Source organism: Bradyrhizobium sp. SZCCHNS3016, assembly GCF_032484535.1.
GTDB lineage: Bacteria > Pseudomonadota > Alphaproteobacteria > Rhizobiales > Xanthobacteraceae > Bradyrhizobium.
In genome coordinates this window covers 352,125-364,843 of record NZ_JAUETE010000003.1, presented here as the reverse complement: position 1 = coordinate 364,843, position 12,719 = coordinate 352,125, and the positions used below count along the sequence as shown (strand labels likewise).

General features: G+C 65.3%; 7 protein-coding genes. 4 read left to right on the top strand and 3 right to left on the bottom strand.

Annotated features, from left to right (window positions below; genetic code table 11):
- Nucleotides 1–221: 221 nt before the first annotated feature.
- The 4 genes from pgm (at nucleotide 222) to QW881_RS09150 (ending at nucleotide 5,506) form a co-directional block, all read left to right on the top strand.
- Nucleotides 222–1,880, top strand: coding sequence for a phosphoglucomutase (alpha-D-glucose-1,6-bisphosphate-dependent) (pgm, locus tag QW881_RS09165; RefSeq protein ID WP_315756996.1), 1,659 nt, complete (start codon nucleotides 222–224; stop codon nucleotides 1,878–1,880).
- Nucleotides 1,881–2,072: 192 nt separating this feature from the next.
- On the top strand, nucleotides 2,073–3,308 hold the full coding sequence (locus tag QW881_RS09160; RefSeq protein ID WP_315757108.1) for a lytic murein transglycosylase: 1,236 nt from the start codon (nucleotides 2,073–2,075) through the stop codon (nucleotides 3,306–3,308).
- 437 nt (nucleotides 3,309–3,745) lie between these two features.
- Entirely contained in the window at nucleotides 3,746–4,249 is a 504-nt protein-coding gene (locus QW881_RS09155; protein ID WP_316158256.1) for a DUF1993 domain-containing protein, read from the top strand.
- 159 nt (nucleotides 4,250–4,408) lie between these two features.
- Nucleotides 4,409–5,506 (top strand): alkene reductase, encoded by a 1,098-nt coding sequence (locus tag QW881_RS09150; protein WP_316158254.1) that lies wholly within the window; start codon nucleotides 4,409–4,411, stop codon nucleotides 5,504–5,506.
- Nucleotides 5,507–5,680: 174 nt separating this feature from the next.
- On the opposite strand, the gene QW881_RS09145 is transcribed toward QW881_RS09150, so the two are convergent.
- The 3 genes from QW881_RS09145 to QW881_RS09135 form a co-directional block, all read right to left on the bottom strand.
- Nucleotides 5,681–6,097, bottom strand: a complete 417-nt coding sequence (locus QW881_RS09145; RefSeq protein ID WP_315757107.1) for a hypothetical protein — start codon at nucleotides 6,095–6,097, stop codon at nucleotides 5,681–5,683.
- A 499-nt stretch (nucleotides 6,098–6,596) separates the two neighbouring features.
- Complete coding sequence (locus tag QW881_RS09140) at nucleotides 6,597–9,629, bottom strand: autotransporter domain-containing protein (RefSeq protein WP_315756994.1); 3,033 nt, start codon at nucleotides 9,627–9,629, stop codon at nucleotides 6,597–6,599.
- Between the two features lie 446 nt (nucleotides 9,630–10,075).
- Nucleotides 10,076–12,469: a TonB-dependent receptor gene (locus QW881_RS09135; protein WP_315756993.1), complete on the bottom strand. Its 2,394-nt coding sequence runs from the start codon at nucleotides 12,467–12,469 to the stop codon at nucleotides 10,076–10,078.
- Nucleotides 12,470–12,719: the final 250 nt, after the last annotated feature.

The following is a 12,719-nucleotide window of genomic DNA, read 5'->3' as shown; positions in this document are numbered from 1 at the left end:
GCGGCATTGGCCGGCCTCAACCGCGAGGACCCGGCATTCCCTCAGCGGATATTCAAATAGGCTTCACGCCGCCGCGGGGGGCGTGCACGAATTCCGTTGATCGGATCACCGCGCGCCGCCATGTTGCGGCAGGTTCGTCGCGACGCCCCGCGTTCCCTGCGCCCGCCGCGGCGGAACGAAGCGCCGCCGCAGATGTTTCTCGAACTTGCGAAGGATGCTCCATGGCCAAGACAGACCCCGCAGCCGGCAAGCCGATCGCCAATGCCGCGCTCGCCAACATTCCGCGGCTGATCACGGCCTATTATGCGCTGAAGCCCGACCCGCACCAGCCGACCCAGCGCGTCGCGTTCGGCACGTCGGGCCATCGCGGCTCGTCGTTGAAGACCGGCTTCAACGAGAACCACATTCTCGCCACCAGCCAGGCGCTCTGCGACTACCGGCGCCAGCAGGGCCTCGACGGCCCCCTCTTCGTCGGCATCGACACCCACGCGCTGGCCGAGCCGGCGCTCGCCAGCGCGCTCGAAGTGTTCGGCGCCAATGGCGTCGAGGTGATGGTCGACAAGGACGGCGGCTACACGCCGACACCGGTGATCTCGCACGCCATCATCTCCTACAACAAGGGCCGCACGGCGCATCTCGCCGACGGCGTCGTCATCACGCCGTCGCACAATCCGCCGGAGGATGGCGGCTACAAATACAATCCGCCGCATGGCGGTCCCGCCGACACCGACGCGACCGCCGAGATCGAGCGGCAGGCCAATGTCTATCTCGCCAACGACCTCGATGGCGTGTCGCGCATCAGCTACAGCCATGCCAAGCAGCGCGACTCGGTGCACGCTTACGACTACATCACGCCCTACGTCGCCGATCTCGCCAACACCGTCGATCTCGACGCCGTCAAGGCGGCCGGAATCAAGATCGGCATCGATCCGCTCGGCGGCGCGGCGATCGCCTATTGGGCGCCGATCATCGAGCGCTACGGCCTCAATGCCACCATCGTGAACGAGCTCGTCGATCCCACCTTCCGCTTCATGACCGCGGACTGGGACGGCAAGATCCGCATGGACTGCTCTTCGCCCTACGCGATGGCGAGCCTGATCGGCATGCGCGAGCGCTTCGATGTCGCGTTTGCCAACGACACCGACGCCGACCGCCATGGCATCGTCACGCGTTCGGGCGGGCTGATGAATCCGAACCACTATCTGGCGACGGCCATCTCCTATCTGTTCGCGCACCGGCCCGATTGGCGAAGCGACGCCGCGATCGGCAAGACCATCGTATCGAGCTCGATGATCGACCGCGTCGCGCGCAAGCTCGGCCGCAAGCTCGTCGAAACCCCCGTCGGCTTCAAATGGTTCGTCGAGGGCCTCGGCTCCGGCAGCTTCGGCTTCGCCGGCGAGGAGAGCGCGGGCGCGTCGTTCCTGAAGCGCGACGGCACGGTGTGGACCACCGACAAGGACGGCCTGATCCTCGGGCTGCTCGCGGCCGAGATCATGGCCAAGCGCGGCCGCGACCCGAGCGAGCTCTACAAGGAGCTGACGGCAGAGCTCGGCGCGCCGGTCTATGAGCGCATCGACGTACCGGCGAGCCCGTCGGCAAAGGCGGCGCTGAAGACGCTGACGCCGGAAATGCTGAACCTGAAGGAGCTCGCCGGCGATCCCGTCCGCATGGTGCATACGAAGGCTCCGGGCAACGGCCAGTCGTTCGGCGGCATCAAGGTCGAGACCGACTACGGCTGGTTCGCGGCGCGCCCCTCCGGCACCGAGGACGTCAACAAGCTCTATGCCGAGAGTTTTCGCGACGCCGAGCATCTCAAGCGGATCCAAAGCGAGGCCCAGGCGGCGCTGGCGAAGGTGGGTGAAAGGGCGAGTAGCGAATAGGGTTCTTGCCGTTCGCCATTCGCTATTCGCCCCTGCCCCCTTCCCTCCCGCCCCCCGCATCGGATATCGATGGCTGGACAACGACCTGACAGCCATCGGTGAGACCGGATGCGAAGCTCTTCGACTGCCTTGCGCGTCATCCTTAGCGCGCTCGCAACCTCGTTCATGCTGGTTGTCAGCGCCGCGGCGCAAATGGCGCCGGAAGCGGCCGCGCCGCGTCCGAGGTCGGCGCCTTCCTTGCGCGCCGCAGCCTGCCATAGCGGCCAGAGCTTCGACCGGTTTCTCGCCGAGCTGAAGCAGCGTGCCATTGCCGACGGCGTGTCGCAGAGCGCGATCGCGGCCGCCTCGCCATACCTCACCTACAACCAGGGCATCGTCAACCGCGACCGCGGCCAGCGGGTGTTCGGCCAGCTGTTCACCGAGTTCGCCGGCCGCATGGCCGCAAGCTACCGGATGCAGAACGGCCAGCAGCACATCCGAATGCATGCGGCGGCGTTCGCGCGCGCCGAGAAGGAGTATGGCGTGCCGCCGGCGGTCATCGCCGCGTTCTGGGGCCTGGAGAGCGATTTCGGCGCCAACATGGGCAACCTGCCGGTGCTGCCCTCGCTGGTGTCGCTGGCCTACGACTGCCGCCGCAGCGAGCGCTTCCAGAACGAGACCGTCGCCGCGTTGAAGGTCATCGACCGCGGCGATCTCACGCCGTCCGAGATGATCGGCTCCTGGGCCGGCGAACTCGGCCAGACTCAGTTCCTGCCGACCCACTACGTCACCTATGCGGTCGATTACGATGGCGACGGCCGCCGCGACCTGCTGCGCAGCGCGCCTGACGTGATCGGCTCGACCGCCAACTACATTGCGACCGGGCTGAAATGGCGCCGCGGCGAACCCTGGCTGGAGGAGATCCGCGTGCCCCAGACCTTCCCCTGGGAGCAGGCCGATCTCACCGTCAAGGCGCCGCGCAGCAAATGGGCCGGCCTCGGCGTGACCTATGCCGACGGCCGGCCGCTGCCGAACGATGCGCTCGACGCCTCGGTGCTGCTGCCGATGGGCCGCAACGGCCCGGCATTCCTGGCCTATGCCAATTTCGCGGCCTACACCGAATGGAACAACTCGCTGATCTATTCGACCACCGCGGCCTATCTCGCCACCCGCATCGCCGGCGCGGCGCCGATGCGCAAAGCCAGCGGCCCGGTCGCGCAACTGCCGTTCAACGAGATCAAGGAGCTGCAGCAGCTCCTGGTGAAGGCCGGTTTCGACGTCGGCAAGGTCGACGGCGTGCTCGGCCAGCAGAGCCGTATCGCGGTCAAGACCATGCAGCTGAGGCTGGGACTGCCGGCCGATTCCTGGCCAACGGCGGAGCTGCTCGTAGGCATGCGCGGCACACCGCGGGCGCAGGCGGCGCCGGCTTCAGCGACAGCGACACGGTAGGTGAGCCGACATCATCGCGCGACGCTCCTCGTCTCTCAATTGCTGATGACCTATTGTCCGACTTCATGCGACCGTGTCGTCCGCTCTTGGCTATTCCAATTTATGACCTTGGAATTGGACCGCCAGACGATCGCTCAGGACAAAAGCGCGAGCAGACGGACAATTGAAGCCCAATTTGGCTTGTAGCGCCGATCTTCATCCTGAGGATGTTCGGCCACCCAGGCTCGTCGTTCTCCACGACCTCGATCCGGCATTTCGTCCACGGCTTGGCGAAATCCTCTAGGGGACGCGTCCACAATCGCCGTGACCTCAGCGTGAACGACTGGAATGCACGGCGACCGCAAAACCAGAAAGATGCAGTTGCATTCTCTTGGACGCCGCCCCATCTCCGAGGGCGCGCGCTTTCGTCGCGACGTCTCCTGCCAAAAGAGAGCATCATGTCCTTTTACGATTCGACCGTGCCGGCCTACCTCCAGATCCTCGGCAGCCTATCCGGCCTGCTGGGCAAGGCCGAGGCCCATTGCGAAGCCAAAAAGATCGCCCCCGAGGTCCTGCTCGGCGCTCGCCTGTATCCGGACATGCTGCCGCTCTCCAAACAGATCCAGCTCGCCTGCGACTTCGCCGCCAAAGGCTGCGCCCGGCTTTCCCACAGCGAGGTCCCGAGCACACCCGACACCGAGACGACGTTCGCCGAGCTTCGCCAGCGGCTTGCCAGAACCATCGATTACCTGAAGACGTTCCAGCCGGCGCAGTTCGAAGGGGCCGATAGCCGCGACGTGACCTTTCCAAGCGGGCCCAACACCACGCTGACCCTGAAGGGGCAGGACTTCGTTAACCGCGTCTCGTTTCCGAACTTCTATTTCCACGCCGCGATCGCGCACGGCATCCTCCGCCACAACGGCGTCGAAATCGGCAAGCGGGACTTCCTCGGGGTTGCCTGACCCCCTTTTGTTTTCTGCAGCAGGCTACCCAACGAACGGCTTGTTGCGGCGGCCCCGATCGCGCAGCTCGTTTGCGTCGGACGGATACCTCCTGGCATTGCGCTGTTCGCGGCAATGCACAATTGACCACAACCCCCTCCTCTCTCCTGGAAAGACCCGATGAGTGCATCCAAACTGTTCGAGCCGCATAAGCTCGGTCCGATCACCCTGGATAATCGCGTCGTGATGGCGCCGCTGACCCGCAACCGCGCCGTGGACGGCCTCGCGCCGGGCCCGCTGACGGCCGAATATTACAGCCAGCGCGCCTCCGCCGGCCTGCTGATCTCCGAGGCCAGCCAGGTCTCGCAGCAGGGCCAAGGCTACCAGGACACGCCCGGCATCTATTCCAAGGAGCAGATCGCCGGCTGGCGCAAGGTGACCGACGCGGTGCACGCCAAGGGCGGCCGCATCTTCGTCCAGCTCTGGCACGTCGGCCGCATCTCCCATGTCTCGCTGCAACCGAACGGCGGCGCCCCGGTCGCGCCCTCGGCGATTCCTGCCAAGACCAAGACCTTCGTCGGCGGCACCTTCACCGACGTCTCGACGCCGCGCGCGCTCGAGCTCAGTGAGATTCCCGGCATCGTCGCGGCGTTCAAGCAGGCCGCGCTCAATGCGATCGAGGCCGGCTTCGACGGCGTCGAGATCCACGGCGCCAACGGCTATCTGCTCGACCAGTTTGCCAAGGACGGCGCCAACAAGCGCACGGACGCCTATGGCGGATCGATCGAGAACCGCGCCCGGCTGATGCTCGAGGTCGCCAAGGCCGTCTCGGAGGCGATCGGCGCCGACAAGACCGGCATCCGGCTGTCGCCGGTGACGCCCGCGAACGACATCTCCGATTCCAATCCGCAGGCGCTGTTCGACTACATCGTCGACCGGCTCGCTGCGCTGAAGCTCGTCTACATCCACGTCATCGAGGGTGCGACCGGCGGTCCGCGCGACGTCGCGCCGTTCGACTACGCGTCGCTGCGCAAGCGCTTCAAGGGCACCTATATCGCCAACAACGGCTACGACCTCGCGCTCGCCAACAAGCAGCTCGACGCCGGCGCCGCCGACCTGATCGCCTTCGGCCGGCCCTTCATCGCCAACCCGGATCTGGTCGAGCGCCTCAAGGCCAACGCCCCGCTCAACGAGCTCGACCGCGCCACGCTCTATGGTGGCGGCGAGAAGGGCTACACCGACTATCCGACTCTGAAGACGACGCAGGCGGCGGAGTAATCGCCATCACGTAGGGTGGGCAAAGCAGCCGCCCGCAAGGCGGCCGCGTGCCCACCATGCCTCCGCGAGAGCGGAGGGAGTGGTGGGCACGGCTCACGAGAGGCCGCGCCTGTCGCGACATCTCGCTTCGCGCCTTTGCCCACCCTGCGCTTCTGCGATCCGGCACATCCCCACCTATATCATGCTGCCCGGCAGGAAGCACCGCACATCGATGCGCAGGCCCGTATTCAGCTCGCGATAATACACGGGCCATACCATCGTCCGGCCGGCGCGATTGGGCTCGGTCACCACGGCCTCTTCCGGAACGACCCACCATTGGCCTTCAATGCGAACACGGTAGCGGCCATCCTTCGTGTCCCAATCCGTGTCCGAGAGCGCGGTGCCATCCGCATCCGAGCAGCACGGCCCCTTGCCCGAACGCAAACTCTCGAACCAGCCCTTGAGCGGAGAATTGGCGTAACGCCCATCGAGATCGCGCGCCGCCGCATCGCCAAGCAGCAGAGAATGCGCCCCCAGACTGCCGGCGAGAAGCACGACAGAGATTGTCGCTCGTACCCAAGGAGGCACGTGGGGCCGGTGAACGGCATCCATCGATGAGGTGATGATCGATACAAGGCTTGAAGATCTACGGCTCACGTGCACCACCTCGCTGCTCGATACGATGCACAATAGCTGGTCGGGTTCTGTGGCGGAAGTTCGCAGTTGGCGGAGGCCGGCAGCAACTAATCGCGATGCTTCGCAAATTCCAGAAGCGCGCAGTGGTCTCGTTCACGAGGTCAGCGGGATAATTGCCCAAAATCCATCGTGAGCAGACTCATCGACGATTCATACCGGCTTCGTAGCTGCGTAGGGTGGGCAAAGCAGCCGCCCGCAGGGCGGTCGCGCGCCCACCGTGCATCCGCGCAAGCGGAAGGAATGGTGGGCACGGCGCGCGGTGGAGTTGAGCTCGTGGCATACAGTGTCGCACGCGCGCCTTTGCCCACCCCACGGCAGCGGAGACACGTCACGCTTTTGGTCAAGCAACAACAAGGCCGGGATTGCTCCCGGCCTTCTACGTCGTGCTTCGCAGGTCCTGCCCGAGGCAGCCGCTTCAGAACTCCGCGCGCACCTTCAGCAGCGCCGACTGCTCGAGATACTGGCTGCCGACCACGGCGTTGTAGCCCAGCGAGATCGACTGACGCTCACCGAACGCCACCAGCTTGAGTGCTGCGCCGAGCTCGGCGAGGTTGCGCTCGGGCGACGGGCCGGCGGCGAGGAAGGTCGCGCCACCACCGGCGAAGGCCGCCGTGACGTTCTGCGCGGTATTGCCGAACTCGTGCCGCCACGCCGCCAGCGTCTCCAGGCCGAAGCCGTAGGTCGATGTCACCAGCAGCGGAACGGTCGAACGGAAGCCGAGGTTCGAACGCACCGAGTTGGTGGTCTGCCTGGCGATCGCGAGCGCAGCACCTGCGGTGCTGGTCTCGGTATAGGCCTGCTGATCGAGACGGCCGTAGGTCACGCCGGCGAACGGCGTCAGCACGGCCTCGCCGAGCTTCACCGGGACACCGAACTCGCCACGCACCAGCGTAAGCCAGCCCATGTGGCTGCCCGAGACGGTGTCGGTAAAGCCCGCGAAGTTGACGCGGCGCGTGGTGGTGTAGTCGACCAGCGCGATGCCTGCGGAGCCGTTGACGTACCAGGACGGCTGAACATAGGCGGCGTACACCGTGCCCTGATAGTGCTGCATGCCGACCGCATCGCCGGCGGCGGTCCGATCGTCGATGCTGCTGGTGGCGTAGCCAAACGCAGCACCGACGCGGAACGCATTGTCGATCCGCTGATCGATGCCGGCGACGAGGCCCCCGGTGTTGCCGCTGTAGCCGGCAACACCCGCCACGTCACGCTGCGACGCATTGGTGCCGATCAGGCTGCCCCAGACGGTGCGCTCCGGCTCGGGCGCGATGGCCGACGCCAGCGGCGCCTTCACCGTCGGACGAGCCTTGGTCGGATGGAAGGCCATCAGCATCGAGGCGAGCGGATCGGCGTCGTCGGCGAACGCCGAGGCGACACGCGAATTGGGCGACGCGGCCGCCGCCGTCAGCCGGTTGTCGATCTGGTTCTGGAACAGCGATGCGGTGCTGAGCGGCACCTGGACCTGGGCGCCGTTGACGAGCGGACGCAACTGATCGCCGGCGCCGCGCACCTCCCGGTCGGTGCTGAGGCTCTGCACCGCGCCGCCGAGTGCCTGCAGCTGCGCATTGCTGCCGTTGTAGCCAAGCAGGCCGTTGAGCGCGGCAAGGCTGCTGGGCGAGATGCCGGCAATGGTCGCGGGCGACCGCACGGACGCGTTCAGCAGCAGAGCCCCCGTCGAGGTATCGGCAGTGAAGCCGACCAGCGCGCTGGAGAAATCGACGTCGAGCGGCGTCGCCGACACCGCCGTCGCGACACGATAGAAGTCGCCATTGCGCACGATGCCCTGAAGCGTCGGCGCAACCGTCCCCGCACCGGCGAAGGTCACCGCGCCGGTGATGTTGCCGATCTTCGTCGACGGCGCTGCCGCGGTGCCGCCCGGCCCGAAGATCGTCGTGCGCAACACCGCGCCATCGACGAGCTGCACGCCGGCCCCGCCGCTCATGGTGACCTGCGACTTCATCAGGTCGAGCATGCCGAAATTGACGATGCTGGCGAGGCTGGTCACGCCGTCGAGCGTCAGCGAATTGCTGCCGAGGCCGTTCTGCGCGACGACGTTGCCGCTGAAGCCGGTGCCCTTCAGCAGGATGGTATTGGTCGCGCCATCCTGGTCGTTGATAATGATGTCGCCGCCGAGCGCGCCGGTGTTGACCAGATTGAAGGTGCGCGCGCCGAAAAACGTCGCCGCCTGGGTGGTGCTGGCGGCGCAGAGCGGATCGGTCGTGTTCGCGCCCGCCGTCGGACAGGCATTGCCGTTGACGTCCGTGCCCGAGCCGGAGCTGCTATAGGTGCCCGCGACGGTGCCTGCGGTCGCCTTCGCAAACGAGCCGCGCGAGGCGCTCTGGTCGACCGAGATCGATCCCAAGATCGTGCCGCTGTTGGCGATGTCGTGCTCGCCCGAGCCCAGATAGAGGTTGCCCTGGATCAGGCCGGCATTGCTGATGACGCTGTCGCGCGGGCCCGAGTTCGAGCCGCTGCCGGTCAGCGGGAAGGTCGATCCCGCCGCAAGCCCCGCGGCCGTGGTCAGCGGATTGGTGTCGAGCGCCAGGATATCGCCTTTGATCACGCCGCCGGCAGTGTTGGTCAGCGTCAGCGCCTTGGTTTCGGTCACCGTCACATTGCCGCCGGCGTCGAACTTGTAGAGCGGCGAATCCGGATTGCTGCCGGGGATCGTATCGAACTCGGCGCCGGCGAAGGCGCCGATGGCCCAGTGCCCATCATAGAAGCGGCTCGCCGCCGTCCAGCTGGTGTTGGCGATGGTGCCGGAGTTGGTGATCGTGGTGTCGGCCCGGCCGTAATAGGCGGCGGCATAGTTGCCGGTCGCCGAGATCGTGCCGCCGGCGCGGTTGTTCACCACGAAGCTGTTGGTGTTGTCGTCGGAATACAGCGCCGAGATGATGGCGAGGTTGGTGCCGTTGTAGCGGCCCGTCGCGGTCGCACCGACGGAAACGCTCAGCTTGGCGGGATCGAACGCGCCGTAGAAATTCTGGGTCGCGGCGAGCGTCCCGGTGTTGTTGACGGTGAACTTGTTGACCTGGCTGTCGGCGACGATGACGTGAAGCCGGCCGGCGCTGAGCTGGCTGGTGGTGAGACTGAGCCAGCCGGCGTTGTTGATGACGACGTTGTTGACGGCCGGATCCTCGGCATTGGAGAAATTGGCCGCGATCATCCCGCGATCGGCCAGGCCAGCCTGGGTGTTCGTGGTGAGATTGCGAACGGCCATCGAATCCAGCGTGACAATCGTCGTCGGCGGATTGGGATTGTAGCCGGTCACCGGAAAGGCCGGGTTTGCCGGCGTATAGGAATTGCTGCCGCTCGAGGGCGTCGCCGTCGCCGCAGCGGCGTCGTACACGGTGATTGCCGTGCTGATGGTCCCGCTGCAGGTGACGGTGACGCCTGGCGTCGTACATTCGGCCCTTGCCTCGCCGGCGACCATCCATGTCGACAACAACACGAAACTTGCGGCAGCTGCCTCGCTGCGCCTTCTATTCTTTGACTTCACCTGACGCCCCACGTTACGCAATACACGGCTTCTTGTTGATGACCGATTGTATCGAAACGTTGGCAGGAACCAGCAAGGCGAAATTTTCTATGAACGAACGGGACATTATCAAACTAACAACCGAATTAGTCCCGCAACGCCCGGACTAATCATCATCATCCGCTTCATTTGAAACACCACTCCTCCGCCAGATCTGAAATTTTGACGACAAGGACGGCGGACCGCTCCACCGTGGAGGACAGCGCAGAGATGAACTCGCGCTCCCGGTTCCGACACCTGCTGGCTCCGATCAACAAATGAAAAGGCCGGGATTTCTCCCGGCCTTCTTGCCACGGTGGGGGGGCTGCCGTGGCGCGGCGCGGATGCGCCTATGGCGGCTGGTCGTCCGCTCCTGAGGCTCAGAACTTCGCCCGGATGCCGGCATAGGCCGCGAGCGGCATTCCCGGAACCATACTGCGCGGATCGTTCAACGCGAACGCCGTTCCGCCGCCGGCGGTGTTGAAGCCGGCCGGATCGAACACGGTTCCTGCCGAATAATAGCGCTGATTGAACAGGTTCTGGATCAGGCCGAACACCTCGACGTTCTTGGTCACCTGATAGGACGTGTTGACGTTCACGACCCAATAGGCCGGGACCTTCGGATAGACGTTGGTCTCGTCGTGAAGCAGGTACTGGCTGCCGACATAGTTGACGCTAGCGCCCACCTTCCAGGCGTCGGTCACGGCATATTCGGCGCCGAGCTTCAGGCGATGCGCCGGAATGCCGGGAATGTGGTTGCCGGACACGACGCCCACAGCGGCCCCCAGGAATGGATCGTTGACGTCGAAGGCGCTGCGGAAGGTGGCGTCGATGAAGGTGTAGTTGGCGTAGGCGGTCCACCGGTTCCAGGTCAGGTCGAGCTTGGCCTCGACGCCCTGGCGCAGAGTCGTGCCGGCGTTCTTGAAATAGCCGCGCACGGGATTCGCCGGATCGACGACGTTGATGATGTCGTCGGAGTTCTCAGTGCGGAACAGGCTGAGGCCCCAGCGGAGCCGCCAGCCGTCGTCGACGGCGACCGCCTTGACCGGCGCCTTGCGATAGGCCGGCAGATCGGCGGCGTAGGCCGAGCGGCCACCGGAGATCTCGCCACGCAGACCACCTTCGATGGTGCGCGACACCACCTGCTTCAGCGGCGGATCGGCGATCAGGAAGTTGTCGATCAGGCAGGGATTGGCCGGATCGGAGCAGCCGAGCTCGAGCGGGGTCGGCGCGCGGTTGGCTTCGGAATAGCCGGCATAGGCGGTCATGTTGGGCGTGATCTTGTAGGTCAGGCCGACCACCGGATTGAAGCGCTGGAAGTTGTTGTTGCTGTTCAGGAGCGGCGCGAACCCGGTCTGGTCGCGCAGGTCGATCTGGGCCCAGTTGAAGCGCCCGCCCGCCGTGAGTGACAATTGGGAGGTGATGTCGAACGTGTTGGTCGCATAGAAGCCGAGATAGGTGTTCTTGGCGTTCAGGTTGACCGGCGCGAGACCGGCATTGGGCTGATCGACGAAGACGCCGAGGCCGGTGACGAACAGGTTGTTGTCGACGGTGCCAAGCTCCGATGTCGCCGCAAAGTTGGTGTTGCCGTGATCGACGCTGGCGCCGACGACGAAATGGTTGTCATGACCGAATAGCTGCGTGGTCGAGGCCGCCTGCAGCGAGCCACCATAGCTGTCGGTCTTGACCGTGTTGCGGTCGATCTGGCCCAGCGCCGCATCGCCTGCCAGCGTGTTGGCGGTCGGACCGTTGCGGTTCATCTGGAACTCGGTGCCGGCGGCATCGCTGAGGCAGAACTCTCCGGGAAACGCGCCCGCCGGATCGCAGGCGGCAACCTCGGTGCCGTTGCCGTCGACGCGCGACGACTTGTAATTGCGATAGTAGCCGTTGGCCTGGACCGAGAGCGTATCGGTCGGCGCCCATTTGAGGCTCGCCTGCACCATCTGCATCTGCAGACGCAGCGACTGCGGCCAAGTGTAGACGCTGGACCAGCGCTGGTTCAACATCTCGATCGGCGTTGCCGCCACCGAGCCGAGCTTGTTGTCGGCGCCGGTGAAGGACAGGTGGAACTCGGTCGTGTCGCCGCGGGCGCCGAAATCGGCATACATGCGCCGGACCTGCGACGCCGACGAATAGTCGCGCCAGCCGCGGTCATAGGCGCCCTCCGCCGCGATGTAGGCCGAGTAGGTGCCGTTGTTCCAGCCGTATTGCGCACCCGACTGGATCCGGCCGAACGAGCCGCCGAACAGCTGGGCTTCGCCGCCTTGATAGGTGAAGCCGTTCTTCATCTCGATCGACATCGCGCCGCCGGTGGCGTTGAGGCCGAACAGCGGGTTGTTCGGCATCAGGGTCATGCGCGCGATCGCCATTTCCGGGATCAGGTCCCAGTTGACGACGTCGCCGAAGGCCTCGTTGATGCGGGTGCCGTTCTGGTAGACGGCGATGCCCTGCGGCGTCCCGAGCACGGGTGAGGCGGTCTGACCACGATAGTCCAGGTCACGTTGGAACGGATTGCCGGTCTGGTCGCTGAGCGAGACACCGGGCACCGATTGCAGGATGCTGTCGAGCAGCGTCGGCGACCGACTGTGATCGAGGTCCCTCGCGGTGATCGTCTGCACGTTGGACGGAATCTTGTCCTTCGCGATCTCGCTGCCCTGCACAGGCGAGACATTGACGACATCGAAGGTTGGCAGCGCATCCTGCGCATATATAGCCGTAGGTAGCAACGCACACGTCGCGAGAAGCGCGCTCTTCAGCGCCGAGAGTCTGGTCAAGACGTCCCCCAGTTTCTTGTCGACCGGCTCTGGCGTCTGCTCATGCCCCTGAGCCCCACCCGCACCAGAACTGGCCGATTTACCCGTTTACGAACGTTAACATTCGTAAACAGCCCGCCAGTTCGTCGCAACGGGCAATATTCTTCGGCCTCTAGGGACAATCTTCCCGGATCCGGAAAGTGGCGATCAATTCGCCGACGTATCTCCCAGACTCGGCCGTACTGCTGCACCCGGTTCTGGTTTGCAAGGG